Below are 16134 nucleotides of genomic sequence, written 5' to 3' on the forward strand. Positions count from 1 at the left end.
TCCTTATTCCTGGTCTTTGTTGAGCTTGTCGAAGTGCGCGTGACCGACTTCAGGGCTGTGGTGCTTGCCATCGGCGGCACGGCTCTGCTCGGCACCTTTCCACAGGCGCTCGAGGTCGTAGAACTGGCGGGCGTTGGAGGTCATCATGTGCACGATCACGTCGTCCATGTCCAGCAGGACCCAGTCGCTGTCGCCCTTGCCTTCTTCACCCAGCGGCTTGACGCCCTGGGCTTTGACGGCTTCGCGGACCTTGTCCAGCATCGCGCCGATCTGGCGGTTGGAAGTACCGGTGGCGATGATCATGAAGTCGGTGATGCTCTGCTTGTCGCGCACGTCCAGGACTTGAATGTCCTGGGCCTTCACATCTTCCAAAGCGGCCACGGCAACCTTCACCAGCGCTTCGCCGACGAGTTCAGGGCCGGTGTGTGCTTCTACTGGCAGCGGCGCGCTTTTGAACGTGCCTTTGCGTTTAACTTTGCTTACGTCTTTGTTCGTCATAAAAAACTCGTTTTGCTCATATGTTCGGGCGCTCGCTGCACGACTGTTCGTGCGTTCAAGCGCGCCTTTTCAGTTCGACGCACGGTAAAGCCCGTGCGCATCGATGTAGGCCAGGACCGCGTCAGGCACCAGGAAACGTACCGACTTCCCGCTGGCCAGCAGTTGACGGATCTGGGTGGCGGACACCGCAAGCGGGGTCTGCCAGACGAATGCAATATTCCCGTTCGGCCCGGTCAGGGCCAAGGGGTCACTTACCGACCGCGCGGCCAGCAGGTTGCGCAGGGCATCCGGCGGTTCGCTGTCGGCATCCGGGCGTTGCAGCACCAGGATGTGGCAATGCTGGAGCAACTCTTCCCAGCGATGCCAAGTGGGCAGGCCGCAAAAAGCGTCCCAGCCCAAAAGCAGAAACACCTGGTCATTGGCAGCCAACTCGGCCCGCGTCTGTTCCAGGGTGTCGATAGTGTAGGACGGTTTATCGCGCTTGAGTTCGCGGTCGTCCACCACCAGCGGCGATATACCGGCAACGGCACATTCGACCATCGCCAGCCGATCAGGCGCCGACACCTGAGGCGCATCGCGATGCGGTGGCCTGGCATTGGGTATCAGGCGCAGCTCATCGAGTCCAAGGGCGTCCGCCACTTCAAGGGCACTGCGTAAATGACCGATGTGTACGGGATCGAAGGTGCCGCCAAGCAGCCCGATGCGTTTAGCCATCAAGTGCGCACATGACCGTCGCCGAAGACCACGTACTTCTCGCTGGTCAAGCCTTCCAGGCCCACCGGACCGCGGGCGTGGAGCTTGTCGGTGGAAATGCCGATCTCCGCCCCGAGGCCATACTCGAAACCGTCGGCAAAGCGCGTCGAGGCGTTGACCATCACCGAAGCCGAATCCACTTCGCTGAGGAAACGTCGCGCATCGCTGAAATGCTCGGTGACGATGGCATCGGTGTGCTTGGAGCCGTAGGTGTTGATGTGTTCGATGGCCTGATCCAGGTCGTCGACAATGCGGATCGACAGGATCGGCGCCGTGTATTCGGTGTACCAGTCCTGCTCGGTGGCCTCGATCACGTCGGCACCAAGCAATGCCCGGGTGCGCTCGCAACCGCGCAGTTCAACCCCCTTGTCACGGTAAATAGCAGCCAGCGGCGGCAATACGCGCTCGGCAATGGCGGCATGCACCAACAGGGTTTCCATGGTGTTGCACGGCGCATAGCGGTGCGTCTTGGCGTTATCGGCGATGCGAATCGCCTTGTCGAGGTCGGCCGCGACGTCGATGAACACGTGGCAGACACCGTCCAGGTGCTTGATCACAGGCACTTTGGCATCGCGACTGACACGTTCGATCAGGCTCTTGCCGCCGCGCGGCACGATGACATCAACCCATTCCGGCATTGTGATCAGCGCGCCAACGGCGGCGCGGTCGGTGGTTTCGACCACCTGCACCACTTCGGCCGGCAACTCGGCCACGGCCAGGCCCTGCTGAATGCACGCGGCAATGGCACGATTGGAATTGATGGCCTCGGAACCGCCACGCAGGATGGTGGCGTTGCCGGACTTCAGGCACAGGCTTGCGGCATCAATGGTCACGTTCGGCCGCGATTCATAAATAATGCCGATCACGCCCAGGGGCACGCGCATCTTGCCCACCTGGATGCCCGAGGGCAGGTAACGCATATCGCGGATTTCACCGATGGGGTCAGGCAATTTGGCCACCTGACGCAAACCTTCGATCATGTCGTCGATACGTGCCGGCGTCAGCGCCAGGCGATCGAGCAATGCCGGTTCCAGACCATTCGCCCGGCCATTGGCCAGGTCCTGCTCGTTGGCCGCCGTAAGCGCCGCGCGCGAGGCGTCCAGCGCATCGGCAGCCGCCATCAGGGCACGGTTCTTCTGCGCGGTGCTCGCACGGGCGATCAACCGCGAGGCCTGACGGGCAGCGCGACCCAGGCGGGTCATGTAGTCAAGAACGGACTCAGTCATGGTCTGGTGGGGTCTTGGCAAAGAGGAAAGCGGCAGATTATAGCTGTCACGTCGCCCTACGGACAGCGGTGAGGGGCGGATGGTCGAAATGAACTGTAAAAACTCGACGTTCAGCGGTGATTAAGGCTGAACTTGATATCATCCTGTCACATTTGGCCGCGGTAACCCGTCAACGTCATGACCAGTTTTTCCTCCCCTGCCCCCGGCAACGCCCTGCCCGACTGCTTTTTCGACCGCGACGCGCAACAGCTCGCAAAGGATTTGCTGGGCAAAGTCATCCGTCATCGCGTCGGCGATTTGTGGCTGTCAGTACGCATTATTGAAACCGAGGCCTATTACCTGGCCGAAAAAGGCAGCCATGCGTCCCTCGGCTACACAGAAAAGCGTAAGGCTTTGTTTCTGGATGGCGGCCACATCTATATGTACTACGCCCGTGGCGGCGACTCGCTGAACTTCAGCGCCCAGGGCCCGGGCAATGCGGTGCTGATCAAGTCGGCCTACCCTTGGGTGGATGAGACGTCAGGGCCGGACAGCCTGGCGCAGATGCTGCTGAACAACCCGGATGCCAGCGGCCGGCCGCGCCCGCCCCACAAGCTCTGCGCCGGACAGACGCTGCTGTGCAAAGCCCTCGGCCTGAAGGTGCCGATGTGGGACGCCCAACGCTTCGACCCGCAGCGATTTTACGTCGAAGACGTAGGCCAGGCGCCTGCGCAGATTATCCAGACCACACGCCTGGGTATTCCCGGCGGTCGGGATGAACACCTGATGTATCGCTTCGTCGATGCCGACTTCGCGCCCTACTGCACACGGAACCCGCTGCGACGGGGCCAGGTCGAAGGCCGCGATTACTGTTTGATTTGAAATCTGCCTGCCTCTGTAGGAGCGAGCCTGCTCGCGAAGATCGTCAACGATGACGCGAAAAATCTGGCACCCGCGGCATCCTCAGGTTTTTCACGAGCAAGTTCGCGCCTACAGCGGCGGGTGTCACCCCAGATGGAGTTGATTGTATGGGCCAATGGCTCGATGGCATTACCGGTTGGCTGACCCTTAACCCGCAATGGCTGGCTGCCGCGGTCTTTATTGTGGCCTGCGTGGAGTGCCTGGCCATTGCCGGGCTGATCGTGCCAGGCACGGTGCTGTTATTCGCGATTGCGGTACTGGCCGGCAGCGGCGCGCTGTCCCTCAGCGAAACCCTGTTGCTGGGCATGATCGGCGGATTGCTGGGCGATGCGATCTCCTACTACCTGGGACGACATTTCCACCAGAACATCCGGCGCTTGCCCGGCCTGCGCCACCACCCCGAGTGGATGAGCAGCGCCGAGGCTTATTTTCAAAAGTACGGGATCGCCAGCCTGCTGGTTGGCCGCTTCATCGGCCCGCTGCGGCCGATGCTGCCCATGGTGGCCGGGATGTGCGACATGCCGTTCCCGCGCTTCGCCGCCGTCAGCGTGCTGGCCGCCGCCGGCTGGTCGGTGGCCTACCTGCTGCCGGGCTGGGCCACGGGCGCGGCGTTTCGCCTGCCGCTGCCCGAAGGGTTCTGGCCCGAGGCCGGCGTCGTCGCCGCCTGTCTCGCCGTGCTGCTGGGGGTGAGCCTCAACAGTAGCCTGCGCGGTCATCGCCGGGCCACGTTATGGACCGGCTGCGCCAGCCTGGTCTTGTTGATCGCGATGTTTATCGGCTATCCCCACTTGAACCACTTTGACCAAGGCTTGATGGCCCTGATCCAGGAGCACCGTGGCCCGGCCCTGGACCAGGCCATGGTGATGATCACCCAACTGGGCGAGTTCAAGAAAATGTTCGTCGCCAGTGCGGTATTGACCGGCTTGTTGCTGCTGGCACGGCAATGGCGCCACGCAATCTTTGTCGGTGTCACCTTGCTCGGCGCGGCGTTGATCAACACCGGCAGCAAGCTGTTTTTTGCCCGTGGTCGCCCGGAAATCCTCACCGACCCGCTGACCAGTTTCAGCATGCCGAGTGGCCATGCGTCCGGCTCGTTTGCGTTTTTCCTGGCCCTGGCAGTGCTCGCCGGCCGTGGCCAGCCGACCCGGATGCGCCTGACCTGGCTGCTGCTGGGCGCGATCCCCGCCGCCGCCATTGCACTGTCGCGGGTGTACCTGGGCGCGCATTGGCCATCCGACATTCTGGCCGGCACCTTGTTGGCGATGACCGTGTGCGCCTTCAGCTTGACCTTGAGCCAGCGCCAAACCCCGCTGCCGCCGATGGCGCCGAAGGTCTGGTGGCTGATCTTGCCGGCGTGCGTGGCCGTGCTCGGTTTTTTTGCACTGACCGGTACCTCCCATGCCCTGCTCAGGTACGCGTATTAATCCAAGCCGACCCCAGCCAATCGCCGGAGGCCGGGCGCCTCCTGTGCCGGACGGGATTCAGAACAGCTCGCCCTGCAACTCATCCAGCAACAGTTGAATCGCATCCAGGCGTTGTTGCGGGTCATCGAGTTGCAGCAGGTCGACTTTGTCGGCTTCGGTGAAAGGCAAGAGATACGCCAGTTGATTGCCCAATGCCTGCTGCCCTTGCGCGTCGGAGCCCATGTCGAGCGCGGCGACCATCGGGTGCTCGGCCAGCGCCTGGAGCAATGCCAGCAAGTCGGCGTCCTCCTCCTCGAGCGGCTGCTCGGGCGCGTCTTCCAGCCACTGCACCTCGGCCACCAGCAATTGGTCGCGCTGAACTTCGGCCTCAAGCACGCGGAACCTGCGGCCGCCCTCGACACGAATCCCCAGCAAGCCGTTGTCCTGCTGCTTGAAGTCGCGGATCAGCGCCTCGCAGCCGACCTGCGCGTAGCCCTCCGGCGCCTGTCCGACTTCGGCGCCATCCAGAATGCACACCACGCCGAAGCTTTCGCCTTTCTTCATGCAGCGACTGATCATGTCCAGGTAGCGCGCCTCGAACAATTGCAGGTCAAGGGCGCAACCGGGAAACAGCACCGTATTGAGAGGGAACAACGCCAGACTCATAAAGGCTTCCTTAAACCCGACTTAAACAACGATTGAGACCGCCAACGGCAGAAACACCGCCGTCGCCACGCCCATCAAACTCATCGCCAGCGCCGCGAAAGCACCGCACTCTTCGCTTTCCTGCAGGGCCACCGAGGTACCGACCGCATGCGCGGTCATGCCCAGCGCCATGCCGCGCGCTTCCGGGCTGTGCACGCCGAGGTGCGACAGCAACGCTGGCCCGACCATTGCGCCGACCACCCCGGTGATCAGCACAAACACCGCCGCCAGCGCCGCCACGCCACCAATCTGCTCGGCCACCAACATCGCGATAGGCGAGGTCACCGACTTGGGCGCCATGGTCATCAACACCATGTGCTCGGCCCCAAACCCCCAACCCAGCCATATGCACAAACCGGTCGCCAACACGCCACCCACCACCAGCGTAGTAAAAACCGGCCAGAACAACTGACGAATTCGTCGCAGATTCAAATACAGCGGAACCGCCAGCGCCACCGTCGCCGGGCCCAGCAGGATGCCCATGATCTCGGTGCTCTCGCGATATTCGGCGTAGCTCAGGCCGCAGCTCAGCAGTACCCCGATCACCAGCAGCATTGAGACCAGCACCGGCTGCAGAAAGATCCAGCGGGTTTTCTCGTAGGCCGCCAGCACCAGTTGGTAAGCACCCAGCGTAATGCCGATACCGAACAACGGATGATGGATCACCGAGGCCCAGGCTCCCTGCCAATCGAAAATCATTGCCCTTGCTCCTTGTGGGCCTGACGCTTGACCAGCTTTTGCATCAAGACCCCGGCAAAGCCCATGGCAATCACCAGCGACAACACCAACGCACCGACGATGGCCCAGAAGTCAGCCAAGATGTCCTTGGCGTACACCATCACGCCCACGGCAGGCGGCACCAGCAGCAACGGCAAATAACGCAACAGGCTGCCCGCCGCCAGGTTCAACGGTTCGCCGACTTCACCGCGCCACATCAGATAGGCCAGTAACAGCAGCAGGCCGACAATCGGTCCCGGCATAACCGGCAGGAACAAATGATTGATGGCGGTGCCGAGCAATTGAAACAGCACCAGCCATGTCAGGCCGCGTAATAGCATCCGTCTTCTCCCCGAAAGCAAGCGCGCATTATAAGCACGCACGCGCTATGAAACGGCATTCGCCAAAAGCATGGAGGGTTGACCGGGTCCGTGGCCCATGATGATCTACAGTGGTTCTCTGCAAACCTAAAACAACAACACCCTCCACCTGTAGGAGCGAGCTTGCTCGCGAAAGTCGTCAACGATAACGCGGGCATCCAGACAGCACGCAGTGACATCGGTTTTTTCGCGAGCAAGCTTGCTCCTACAGGGGGAGTCAATAGATGAGTCAAGGAGAGTCGCAATGCCTTCGGTACCTGTAGCGCAGCTCAACGATTATGTCGGCAAGGAACTGGGACGTTCCGAATGGTTCAAGATCGACCAGGAGCGCATCAACCTGTTCGCCGAAGCCACCGGCGACTATCAGTTCATCCATATCGACCCGGTGAAAGCCGCCCAGACGCCGTTCGGCAGCACCATCGCCCACGGTTTTCTGTCGCTGTCACTGATGCCCAAGCTGATGGAAGACCTGCTGATCATGCCCGAGGGTCTGAAAATGGCCGTCAACTATGGCTTGGACAGCGTGCGCTTTATCCAGCCGGTCAAGGTCGACTCCAATGTGCGCCTGGCCGTCACGCTCACCGACGTCACCGAGAAAAAACCCGGCCAATGGCTGTTCAAGGCCACCGCGACCCTGGAAATCGAAGGGCAGGAGAAGCCAGCCTATATCGCTGAATCGTTGTCGCTCTGCTTCGTGTAAGGCACAGCCGATCACGGCAGGAGCAGGCTTGCTCGCGTAAAACCCAATGCCGCCGCGTGCTGTCTGGATGCCCGCGTTGTCGTTGAGGATTTTCGCGAGCACGCGCGCTCCTACGGGTCCATCATTCACAGACCACTAGGTATAGCTTCCCCCGCTGCGGCATACTCGGCGCTCAATTACCCGGATCCCGCTATGCGCTCACTCGCCCCACTTGCTCTCGCTTTGTTGCTCACCGCTTGCGGCGACGGCGAATCCCTGCTGCCGCCCGATGCACGGCTGCCAGACGGCGGGCGTTATCGTGGGGATCTGGTCAACGGCCTGCTGCAAGGCCAGGGCCGGGTCGACTACCCCAACGGCAGCTGGTACGCCGGGCAGTTCGACAAAGGCCAGTGGCACGGCCAGGGTGAATGGCATGGCAGCAATGGCGAAGTCTATAAAGGTCAGTTCCAGCATGGCCTGTTCGATGGCCAGGGCAGCCTGACCACCGCCGCAAACAGTTACGTCGGCGGCTTCAAACAAGGCCGGCGCAACGGTGAAGGCACCCTCCAAGAGGGCCAGATGAGCTATCGCGGCGAATTCAAGGATGACCAGTATTCAGGTCTCGGCCGCCTGGAGCTGGCCGACGGCAGCCAATACCAGGGTCAATTCGCCCACGGCAAACCCAATGGCGAAGGCCAGCGCAACGACGACAGTGGCAATCTGTTCAGCGGGCATTTCGTTAACGGCCAACTCGAAGGCAACGGCATCTTCAACAGCGCCGAGGGGGACATTTACGTCGGCCACTTCAAGCAGAACCAGCTTAACGGCAAGGGCCGCTACGAAAACGCCGACGGCGACGTCTGGGTCGGCGAGTTCAAGGAAGGTGTCTTGAACGGTAAAGGCGAGTTGATCGGCAGCGACGGCAGTCATTATGCCGGTCGGTTCAATGACTGGCGCTTCAGCGGAAAAGGTCGCTTGAACCTCAGCGACGGCAGTTTCTACGTGGGCGGTTTTGACAATGACAGTTACCACGGCCAGGGCACCCTGGTGCTCACCGACGGCACGGTGCAAGCCGGGACCTGGGCCAATGGCATGCGCGTGCGCGACGCCGATGGCAAGCTGTTGCCCGACGCACTGGAAGTCGGCGTGCTGGCCCAGGGCCGTTTGCTTGACGCCGCGCTCGCCGCCGTGCCCGCGTCCACCCCGGCAGTGGAGCTCTACACCCTGACACTGGCCGGCGACGGCAAGCAAAGCGTGTTTCTGCGTGAAGCCGATTACGTCAGCAACCTGTTGAATATCCGTTTCGGTGCCCGCGGCCAGATCCGCCTGGTCAACCACCGCGACTACATCGCCGAGCGCCCGATGGCCACCCGCGAAAGCCTGCGCCGCGCGGTGCAGACGCTGGCCGAGCGCACGGGGCCCGAGGACCTGGTGTTCATCTACATGACCAGCCACGGGACCCACGAGCATGAGCTGGTGCTCGAGCAGCCACGCATGGAGCTGGCCGACTTGCCGGCCGACGAACTGGCAAGCGTGATGGCGCCGCTCAAGAACCGCGACAAGATCATCGTGATATCCGCCTGCTACTCCGGTGGTTTCATCCCGGCGTTGAAAGACCAGCACACACTGATCATGACGGCTTCACGCGCCGATCGTGTGTCGTTCGGCTGCTCTGAAGAAGCCGACTTCACCTACTTCGGCGAAGCGCTGTTCGCCCAGGCCTTCAATCAGACCGACAATTTGCAGCACGCCTTCAAGTTGGCGCAACAGCATGTGGCCGAACGCGAAATGGCTGACAACTTCGAAGCCTCCGAACCACAGATCTGGGCCCCCAAAGGTGTCATTGCCCGCTGGCAATTATTACGCAAACAGCAGGCACGAAAGGCGCTGGAAAGCGTCTCTATAACTAACAAGGATGCCAAGAGCAACTAAGCTGACACTGTATCAAGGGGGAGAACCATCATGTACTTGACGCCTCAGCATATATTGCTTGCGGGAGCCTCGGGCTTGACCGGGGAACATCTGCTGGACCGCCTGCTCAACGAACCGACTGTCACCCGCGTGCTGGCTCCCAGTCGCAAGCCGCTGGCGGAACACCCGCACCTGGAAAACCCCGTGGGCGACCCGGCGCTGATCCTGCCGCAACTGAGCGGCCAGGTCGATATCGCCTTCTGCTGCCTGGGCACCACGCTGAAAAAAGCAGGTTCGGAACACGCCTTTCGCGCGGTCGACCTGGACCTGGTGGTGGCGTTCGGCAAACGCGCGCGGGAAATGGGCGCACGGCATCTGATCGTCATCAGCGCGATTGGCGCGGATCCGACATCCTCAATTTTCTACAATCGGGTCAAGGGCGAGATGGAGCAGGCCCTGAAAGCTCAGGACTGGCCACAACTGACCATCGTCCGCCCATCACTGTTGCTCGGCGACCGCCTCGAACCGCGCCTCGCCGAACAATTGGCGGGACCGTTGTCGCGCTTGATTCCGGGCAAGTATCACGGCATTGAAGTCTGCGAACTGGCCCGAGCCATGTGGCGCCTGGCGCTGGAAGAGCAGGATGGGGTGCGAATTGTCGAGTCGGATGAGTTGCGCAAGCTCGGCAAGTAACCCGGTTTAAAGACCTGGAAAATGTGGGAGGGGGCCAGCGCTCTCCCACATTGTCTTGTGTTGCCCTGAAGATCCTGTCTAGAGCCCACCTGTGGCGTTGAAGCCAACGCCTATCACCGTCAACACCGACAGCGGCAACAATAAAGTGTCGAGCAACGCGCTGGCCGGCAGGTCTAGGCCTGGGTAACTCGGCGCCTCGGCACCAAAACGGTCCATGGCACAACAGCCACCCTGCATCGCATACAGATCCAGGCGCGTCCCCGCGTAGACCACCGGCGCGCCGGGTTTCGCGGCGTCCAGGGTCCGAACGCTGGCGCAGCCGGACAGCTGCAGCGCCAGCACCACCAGCAATGCTCTATTCATCACTGCTTAAATGATGCTCGCCCCAACGCGGCAGCATGTCCTGGGGAATATTCAGCAGATTGAGGATTCGTGCGACCACAAAATCCACCAGGTCATCAATGGTCTGCGGCTGGTGATAAAAGCCGGGAGATGCCGGCAAAATGGTCACGCCCATATTCGACAACTTAAGCATGTGCTCCAGGTGAATACTCGAATACGGCGCCTCGCGTGGCACCAGAATCAACTGGCGACGCTCCTTCAACGTCACATCCGCCGCGCGCTCGATCAGGTTGTTACACGCGCCCGTAGCGATGGCCGACAACGTCCCGGTGGAGCACGGCACCACCACCATGGCCGCCGGCGCCCCGGAACCGGAGGCCACCGGCGACATCCAGTCTTCCTTGCCATAGACCTTGATCTGCCCCGCCGCCGCACCGGTGTACTCGGTGAGGAACGCCTGCATCATCTGCACCTTGGGCGGCAGCGCGACATCGGTTTCGGTGGCCATCACCAATTGCGCGGCCCGGGAAATCAGGAAATGCACTTCGCGGTCTTCGCGCACCAGGCAATCGAGCAGGCGCAGGCCATACGGCGCACCCGAGGCGCCGGTCATGGCCAGCGTGATGCGTTCCGGTCCGTTCATTGCAGGGCCTCGGCGAGCTTGCCGTGCAGGCCGCCGAAACCGCCGTTGCTCATGATTACCACGTGGGTGCCGGGCCGGGCCTGGCTCTTGACCCGCGCGATGATGCCTTCCAAAGAGTCGCTGACAATCGACGGCACGCTGCAGAGCCCGGCGATGGCCGCCAGATCCCAGCCCAGATTGGCCGGTGCGTACCACACCACCTGGTCCGCATCATTGACACTTTCCGGTAAGCCGTCGCGGTGCGCGCCCAGCTTCATGGAGTTGGAACGCGGTTCGATGATGGCAATCACCGGCGCATCGCCGACGCGTTTGCGCAGACCGTCGAGAGTGGTGGCAATCGCCGTCGGGTGGTGGGCAAAGTCGTCGTAGATGGTAATCCCATTCACTTCAGCGACTTTTTCCATGCGCCGCTTGACGCTCTTGAACGCGCTCAACCCCGCAATGCCCATGGCCGGCGTCACGCCGACATGACGAGCGGCCGCCAGGGTTACCAAGGCATTGGCAACGTTGTGCTGGCCGGTCATGTCCCACTCCACCACGCCCTGGGCGACGCCTTCAAACAGCACTTCAAACCGCGAGCCGTCCTCGCTCAGCAGCTTGACCTGCCATTGCCCGCCCGCGCCGGTGGTTTGCACGGGCGTCCAGCAGCCCATGTCAATCACGCGCTGCAAGGCCGGCTCGGTGGTCGGATGGATCACCAGGCCTTCGCTGGGAATGGTGCGCACCAGATGGTGAAACTGCCGCTCGATGGCCGGCAAATCGGGAAAGATGTCGGCGTGATCGAATTCCAGATTGTTCAGGATTGCCGTGCGTGGACGGTAGTGAACGAATTTGGAGCGTTTGTCGAAGAAGGCGCTGTCATATTCATCGGCCTCAATCACGAAGAACGGCGTGTCCCCCAGGCGCGCGGAGACCGAGAAGTTCTGCGGCACACCGCCGATCAGGAAACCGGGGCTCATGCCCGCGTGCTCCAGCACCCAGGCCAGCATGCTGCTGGTGGTGGTCTTGCCGTGCGTGCCGGCGACCGCCAACACCCAGCGCCCCTGCAATACGTGATCCGCCAGCCATTGCGGGCCAGACACATAAGGCAAACCTTTGTTCAGCACGTATTCGACGGCAGGGTTGCCGCGCGACATGGCGTTGCCGATCACCACCAGATCCGGGACCGGCTCAAACTGCGCCGGGTCGTAGCCCTGGGTCAGCTCAATGCCCTGAGCCTGCAACTGCGTGCTCATGGGTGGATAAACATTGGCATCGGAGCCGGTGACATGATGCCCCAGCTCTTTGGCCAGGACCGCCATCGAACCCATGAAGGTGCCGCAAATACCGAGAATGTGAATGTGCATAGTCGACCTCGTAAAACATCGAGGCAGGTTAGCGTAGGGTGGGAAAGTTCGCACTCTTTAGCTGACAGAACTCAACGTGCAATCCCATGTTTACGCAGCTTGCGATACAACGTATTGCGGCTGACCCCAAGTTGTTGCGCGGTGTGGGTCATGTGCCAGCGTTGTTGTTCCAGGGCATTGAGCAGCGCCAGGCGCTCGGCATCGTCCAGTGGCGAGTCCGCGGGCTGATCGATGACGGCCGCTGCCGGTCGGGCCTGGCGAATCATCAGCGGTAAATCCTCAAGGCCCACCTGGCCCTCGTCACACAAGGCGGCCAAGGTGCGCAGCACCGTGCGCAACTGCCGCACATTGCCCGGCCAGTTGAACGCCAGCAACGCCTGCCGCGCCGCGCGATCGAGTTGCACCGGCTGGTCGCCCGCTTCTTCTGCGAGGATAAAATCGAGCAACTGCGATTTGTCGCTGCGTTCGCGTAACGCCGGCAAGGCGATTTCCAGACCGTTGAGCCGGTAGTACAAATCCTCGCGGAAGCTGCCGTCCCGGACCCGTTCCAGCAGATTGCGGTGAGTCGCGCTGACCACCCTGACGTTGACCGCCTGCGGCTCACCGCCAATGGGCACCACCAGACGGTCTTCCAACACCCTTAATAGACGGGTTTGCAAGGCCAGCGGCATGTCGCCGATTTCGTCGAGGAATAACGTGCCGCCGTCGGCCTGTTGCAACTTGCCGCGCATGCCTTCCTTGCGCGCCCCGGTGAAACTGCCGCCGCGATAGCCGAACAGCTCACTCTCGATCAGGCTTTCCGGGATGGCTGCGCAGTTCAGGGCGACGAACGCCTGCTCGGCACGCTGGCTGGCGTGGTGCACGGCTTTGGCAAAGGCTTCCTTGCCGGAGCCGGTTTCGCCGTTGATCAACAGCGGCACGTCGCGCTCAAACACCCGCAGGGCCTTGCGAAAATCCTCTTGCAGCGCCGCGTCACCCAGGCAGATGCCCGGTAAACGTGGCCGCTGTACCTTCGCCGGCGCCGGCGCGGGCACGCTCGGGCTCGACGCGCGACGCTGCTCGCCGCGTAATAGCGCAAACAGGCTGCGCCCGTCACGCGTGCGCAGCGGCCAACTGGCGCTGGGGTTCGCAGTGGCGCGCCCGAGCAGGTCATCGAGCGTGCAATCAAAGAACATTTCCACCGGCAGCCCGAGCAAACGCCCGCGTGGCTGGCCCAGCAGGTTTTGCGCGCTCTGATTGAGCGCACAAATCCGCCCTTCGCCATCGAATGCCAGCAGCCCTTCGCTGAACAGCCCGACGGACTCGGCCTGCAGATGAAAGCGCAACAGCCAGTGATGTTCGAAGTGGCGCAGGAAATAGCAGCTCTCGATCATCTTCGCCGAGAGGTTGACCAACGCCATGGTGTGGAACTGGCTCTGGCGGGAAACCGCTTCGCGGGCCGAGGATACGTCCAGCACTGCCAGCAGTTCGCCATGCGGATCGAACACCGGGCTCGCGGAGCAGGTCAGCCCGGTATGTCGGCCACGGAAGTGTTCATCGCGATGAATGGTCAGGGCCTGGCGCTCCACCAGGCAGGTGCCGATGCCGTTGGTGCCTTCGCAGGCTTCGCTCCAGTCAGCGCCGAGCCACAGTCCGGCGCGTTCGAAAATCTTGCGCTCGCTGGGGGCGGTGACGCAATTGAGGATCACCCCGCGCGCGTCGGTCAACAGCACCGCGTGACCGGCCCCGGAAAGCTGTTGATGCAGGCTGTTCATTTCAGTGCCGGCAATCTGCAACACCTGCTGCAGGCGCTCGCGGCTTTCCAACAGTCGACCGTGCTCCAGCACCGTGGGCGCGATGGTCAGCGCCGGGTCGAGGTGGTAATCCTCCAGGCAACGCAGCCAGGAGCGGGCAATCGACGGGTCGCTGCCAGGGCCGTGCAACGGATCCTGGCCACGGGTCACGGTCAGCACTTGCTGGGCATGGCGACTGAAATGATCGTTGTGCATGTTCTTGTTGTTCTCCTGTTGCGCGAGACATACCGCGGACCGGGACGCCCAGCATCCTCCAGGCCCAGGCGCTTTGCAATCCCGACTCGACCCACCGGTCACAGGCTGTATCGCTTATGGCACACACTGTCACAGCGACTGTATCAGGGCTGTCACAGCCACCCCCTGCAACACGGTTCAAGCCCTTGATTTACCTGTGTTGCAGGGCGCTGGCCCGACCTTTGCTCTACGCTTTATCAAGCGCAGCAGCGCTGCACTCCAATAAACATAAAAGCCAGGAGATACCCACCATGCGTTACGCACACCCCGGTACTGAAGGCGCTATCGTTTCGTTCAAGGCCAAGTACGGTAACTTTATCGGTGGCGAATTCGTCGCGCCGGTCAAAGGCAACTACTTCACCAACACCTCGCCGGTCAACGGCAAGCCTATCGCCGACTTCCCCCGCTCCACTGCCGAAGACATCGACAAGGCGCTGGACGCCGCGCATGCCGCCGCGGATGCCTGGGGCAAGACCTCGGCCCAGGACCGTTCGCTGGTGCTGCTGAAAATCGCCGATCGCATCGAGCAGAACCTGGAACTGCTGGCCATCACCGAAACCTGGGACAACGGCAAGGCCGTGCGCGAAACCCTCAACGCCGACATTCCCCTGGCCGCTGACCACTTCCGTTACTTCGCCGGTTGTATCCGCGCCCAGGAAGGCAGCAGCGCCGAGATCAACGAACACACCGCCGCCTATCACTTCCACGAGCCGCTGGGCGTGGTCGGGCAAATCATCCCGTGGAACTTCCCGCTGCTGATGGCTGCCTGGAAACTCGCGCCGGCCCTGGCCGCCGGCAACTGCGTGGTGCTCAAACCGGCCGAGCAAACGCCGCTGGGCATCAACGTGCTGATGGAACTGATTGGCGACCTGTTGCCACCGGGCGTGCTGAACGTGGTGCACGGTTTCGGCAAGGAAGCCGGCGAAGCGCTGGCCACCAGCAAGCGCATCGCCAAGATTGCCTTCACCGGCTCGACGCCCGTGGGCTCGCACATCATGCACGCGGCGGCCGAGAACATTATTCCGTCGACCGTCGAGTTGGGTGGCAAGTCGCCAAACATCTTCTTCGCCGACATCATGCAGGCCGAACCGCAGTTCATCGAAAAAGCCGCTGAAGGCCTGGTGCTGGCGTTCTTCAACCAAGGCGAAGTCTGCACCTGCCCGTCGCGCGCGTTGGTGGAAGAGTCGATCTACGACGACTTCATGAAGGTGGTGATGAAAAAGGTCGAGCAGATCAAGCGTGGCGATCCGCTGGACACCGACACCATGGTCGGCGCCCAGGCGTCCGAACAGCAGTTCGACAAGATCCTCTCCTACCTCGAAATCGCCAAGGGTGAAGGCGCCGAGCTGCTGACCGGCGGCAAGGTCGAGAAACTCAGCGGCGACCTGGCCACCGGCTATTACATCCAGCCAACCCTGCTCAAGGGCACCAACCAGATGCGAGTGTTCCAGGAGGAAATCTTTGGCCCGGTGGTCAGCATTACCACGTTCAAGGATGAGGCCGAAGCGCTGGCGATTGCCAACGACACCGAGTTCGGCCTGGGTGCCGGCCTGTGGACCCGCGACATCAACCGCGCTTACCGCATGGGCCGGGCGATCAAGGCCGGGCGTGTCTGGACCAACTGCTATCACCTGTACCCTGCGCACGCGGCGTTCGGTGGTTACAAGAAGTCCGGCGTTGGCCGTGAAACCCACAAGATGATGTTGGATCACTATCAGCAGACCAAGAACCTGCTGGTGAGCTACGACATCAATCCGCTGGGTTTCTTCTAATCCCGCAAGTCCCACTCTCACATTTGAAAGGCAATTAAATGTGGGAGCGGGCTTGCTCGCGATAGCGGTGTGGAAGTCACTACCAAGTTGCCTGACCCACTGCTATCGCGAGCAAGCCCGCTCCCACATGTGGAACTTC

Annotated in this window: 16 protein-coding genes; 6 read left to right on the forward strand and 10 right to left on the reverse strand. The window is 61.9% G+C overall.

Going from position 1 to position 16134, the window contains the following annotated elements; all coding sequences use genetic code 11:
• Positions 1-3 precede the first annotated feature (3 nt).
• The 3 genes from rsfS to AC6CIA_RS04065 all read right to left on the reverse strand — a co-directional run bounded on the left by rsfS (position 4) and on the right by AC6CIA_RS04065 (position 2477).
• Positions 4-498 (reverse strand): ribosome silencing factor, encoded by a 495-nt coding sequence (gene rsfS, locus AC6CIA_RS04055; RefSeq protein ID WP_339530212.1) that lies wholly within the window; start codon positions 496-498, stop codon positions 4-6.
• Positions 499-567: 69 nt separating this feature from the next.
• On the reverse strand, positions 568-1212 hold the full coding sequence (gene nadD, locus AC6CIA_RS04060) for a nicotinate-nucleotide adenylyltransferase (protein WP_498310721.1): 645 nt from the start codon (positions 1210-1212) through the stop codon (positions 568-570).
• A complete protein-coding gene (locus AC6CIA_RS04065; RefSeq protein ID WP_498310722.1) occupies positions 1212-2477 on the reverse strand; it encodes a glutamate-5-semialdehyde dehydrogenase in 1266 nt (421 codons plus the stop codon). The genes nadD and AC6CIA_RS04065 overlap by 1 nt, the downstream gene beginning before the upstream one ends.
• A gap of 177 nt (positions 2478-2654) precedes the next feature.
• Here AC6CIA_RS04065 and AC6CIA_RS04070 point away from each other — a divergent pair, with 177 nt between their 5' ends.
• Together AC6CIA_RS04070 and AC6CIA_RS04075 are read left to right on the forward strand one after the other, a co-directional pair.
• On the forward strand, positions 2655-3338 hold the full coding sequence (locus AC6CIA_RS04070; protein WP_498310723.1) for a DNA-3-methyladenine glycosylase: 684 nt from the start codon (positions 2655-2657) through the stop codon (positions 3336-3338).
• 146 nt (positions 3339-3484) lie between these two features.
• A complete protein-coding gene (locus AC6CIA_RS04075) occupies positions 3485-4801 on the forward strand; it encodes a bifunctional DedA family/phosphatase PAP2 family protein (RefSeq protein ID WP_498310724.1) in 1317 nt (438 codons plus the stop codon).
• Positions 4802-4858: 57 nt separating this feature from the next.
• Here the strand turns inward: AC6CIA_RS04075 and AC6CIA_RS04080 are convergent, their stop codons facing one another.
• From AC6CIA_RS04080 to AC6CIA_RS04090, 3 genes are read right to left on the reverse strand one after another with little or no spacing between them, the layout of a single operon-like run.
• Positions 4859-5446 (reverse strand): LON peptidase substrate-binding domain-containing protein, encoded by a 588-nt coding sequence (locus tag AC6CIA_RS04080; RefSeq protein WP_498310725.1) that lies wholly within the window; start codon positions 5444-5446, stop codon positions 4859-4861.
• A gap of 21 nt (positions 5447-5467) precedes the next feature.
• Positions 5468-6184, reverse strand: coding sequence for an LrgB family protein (locus tag AC6CIA_RS04085; RefSeq protein WP_498310726.1), 717 nt, complete (start codon positions 6182-6184; stop codon positions 5468-5470).
• Positions 6181-6543 (reverse strand): CidA/LrgA family protein, encoded by a 363-nt coding sequence (locus AC6CIA_RS04090; protein ID WP_498310728.1) that lies wholly within the window; start codon positions 6541-6543, stop codon positions 6181-6183. Before AC6CIA_RS04090 ends, AC6CIA_RS04085 begins: the two co-directional genes overlap by 4 nt.
• A gap of 283 nt (positions 6544-6826) precedes the next feature.
• On the opposite strand from AC6CIA_RS04090, the gene AC6CIA_RS04095 reads away from it, so the two are divergent.
• The 3 genes from AC6CIA_RS04095 to AC6CIA_RS04105 all read left to right on the forward strand — a co-directional run bounded on the left by AC6CIA_RS04095 (position 6827) and on the right by AC6CIA_RS04105 (position 9865).
• Positions 6827-7282 carry a MaoC family dehydratase gene (locus AC6CIA_RS04095; RefSeq protein ID WP_498310729.1) on the forward strand — a complete coding sequence of 152 codons (456 nt, stop codon included), beginning with the start codon at positions 6827-6829 and terminating at the stop codon, positions 7280-7282.
• Positions 7283-7474: 192 nt separating this feature from the next.
• Positions 7475-9193, forward strand: a complete 1719-nt coding sequence (locus AC6CIA_RS04100; protein ID WP_498310730.1) for a C13 family peptidase — start codon at positions 7475-7477, stop codon at positions 9191-9193.
• Between the two features lie 30 nt (positions 9194-9223).
• The gene (locus tag AC6CIA_RS04105) at positions 9224-9865 is read left to right on the forward strand and encodes an oxidoreductase (RefSeq protein WP_498310731.1); all 642 of its coding nucleotides are present in this window, start codon (positions 9224-9226) and stop codon (positions 9863-9865) included.
• A 78-nt stretch (positions 9866-9943) separates the two neighbouring features.
• Here AC6CIA_RS04105 and AC6CIA_RS04110 read toward each other — a convergent pair whose 3' ends face one another.
• From AC6CIA_RS04110 to AC6CIA_RS04125, 4 genes are all read right to left on the reverse strand, one after another.
• Entirely contained in the window at positions 9944-10228 is a 285-nt protein-coding gene (locus AC6CIA_RS04110) for a YceK/YidQ family lipoprotein (RefSeq protein WP_084376502.1), read from the reverse strand.
• Complete coding sequence (gene ubiX / locus AC6CIA_RS04115) at positions 10221-10850, reverse strand: flavin prenyltransferase UbiX (RefSeq protein WP_084376503.1); 630 nt, start codon at positions 10848-10850, stop codon at positions 10221-10223. Before ubiX ends, AC6CIA_RS04110 begins: the two co-directional genes overlap by 8 nt.
• A complete protein-coding gene (mpl, locus tag AC6CIA_RS04120; protein ID WP_498310732.1) occupies positions 10847-12196 on the reverse strand; it encodes a UDP-N-acetylmuramate:L-alanyl-gamma-D-glutamyl-meso-diaminopimelate ligase in 1350 nt (449 codons plus the stop codon). Before mpl ends, ubiX begins: the two co-directional genes overlap by 4 nt.
• Positions 12197-12267: 71 nt before the next feature.
• Positions 12268-14184: a sigma-54-dependent Fis family transcriptional regulator gene (locus tag AC6CIA_RS04125; protein WP_498310734.1), complete on the reverse strand. Its 1917-nt coding sequence runs from the start codon at positions 14182-14184 to the stop codon at positions 12268-12270.
• A gap of 290 nt (positions 14185-14474) precedes the next feature.
• Between AC6CIA_RS04125 and exaC the strand changes: the two genes are divergently transcribed.
• On the forward strand, positions 14475-15995 hold the full coding sequence (gene exaC, locus AC6CIA_RS04130; protein ID WP_084376506.1) for an acetaldehyde dehydrogenase ExaC: 1521 nt from the start codon (positions 14475-14477) through the stop codon (positions 15993-15995).
• The last annotated feature ends 139 nt before the right edge of the window (positions 15996-16134 follow it).

This window comes from Pseudomonas sp. GQ91 (genome assembly GCF_059758795.1).

Excerpts from the sequence above, each read along its gene's own strand:
- AC6CIA_RS04065 (WP_498310722.1), bottom strand. The coding sequence starts at position 2,477 with ATGACTGAGTCCGTTCTTGACTACATGACCCGCCTGGGTCGCGCTGCC.
- AC6CIA_RS04105 (WP_498310731.1), top strand. The coding sequence starts at position 9,224 with ATGTACTTGACGCCTCAGCATATATTGCTTGCGGGAGCCTCGGGCTTG.
- rsfS (WP_339530212.1), bottom strand. The coding sequence starts at position 498 with ATGACGAACAAAGACGTAAGCAAAGTTAAACGCAAAGGCACGTTCAAA.
- ubiX (WP_084376503.1), bottom strand. The coding sequence starts at position 10,850 with ATGAACGGACCGGAACGCATCACGCTGGCCATGACCGGCGCCTCGGGT.
- AC6CIA_RS04100 (WP_498310730.1), top strand. The coding sequence starts at position 7,475 with ATGCGCTCACTCGCCCCACTTGCTCTCGCTTTGTTGCTCACCGCTTGC.
- AC6CIA_RS04090 (WP_498310728.1), bottom strand. The coding sequence starts at position 6,543 with ATGCTATTACGCGGCCTGACATGGCTGGTGCTGTTTCAATTGCTCGGC.
- AC6CIA_RS04110 (WP_084376502.1), bottom strand. The coding sequence starts at position 10,228 with ATGAATAGAGCATTGCTGGTGGTGCTGGCGCTGCAGCTGTCCGGCTGC.
- AC6CIA_RS04125 (WP_498310734.1), bottom strand. The coding sequence starts at position 14,184 with ATGCACAACGATCATTTCAGTCGCCATGCCCAGCAAGTGCTGACCGTG.
- AC6CIA_RS04080 (WP_498310725.1), bottom strand. The coding sequence starts at position 5,446 with ATGAGTCTGGCGTTGTTCCCTCTCAATACGGTGCTGTTTCCCGGTTGC.
- mpl (WP_498310732.1), bottom strand. The coding sequence starts at position 12,196 with ATGCACATTCACATTCTCGGTATTTGCGGCACCTTCATGGGTTCGATG.
- nadD (WP_498310721.1), bottom strand. The coding sequence starts at position 1,212 with ATGGCTAAACGCATCGGGCTGCTTGGCGGCACCTTCGATCCCGTACAC.
- AC6CIA_RS04085 (WP_498310726.1), bottom strand. The coding sequence starts at position 6,184 with ATGATTTTCGATTGGCAGGGAGCCTGGGCCTCGGTGATCCATCATCCG.
- AC6CIA_RS04095 (WP_498310729.1), top strand. The coding sequence starts at position 6,827 with ATGCCTTCGGTACCTGTAGCGCAGCTCAACGATTATGTCGGCAAGGAA.
- AC6CIA_RS04070 (WP_498310723.1), top strand. The coding sequence starts at position 2,655 with ATGACCAGTTTTTCCTCCCCTGCCCCCGGCAACGCCCTGCCCGACTGC.
- exaC (WP_084376506.1), top strand. The coding sequence starts at position 14,475 with ATGCGTTACGCACACCCCGGTACTGAAGGCGCTATCGTTTCGTTCAAG.
- AC6CIA_RS04075 (WP_498310724.1), top strand. The coding sequence starts at position 3,485 with ATGGGCCAATGGCTCGATGGCATTACCGGTTGGCTGACCCTTAACCCG.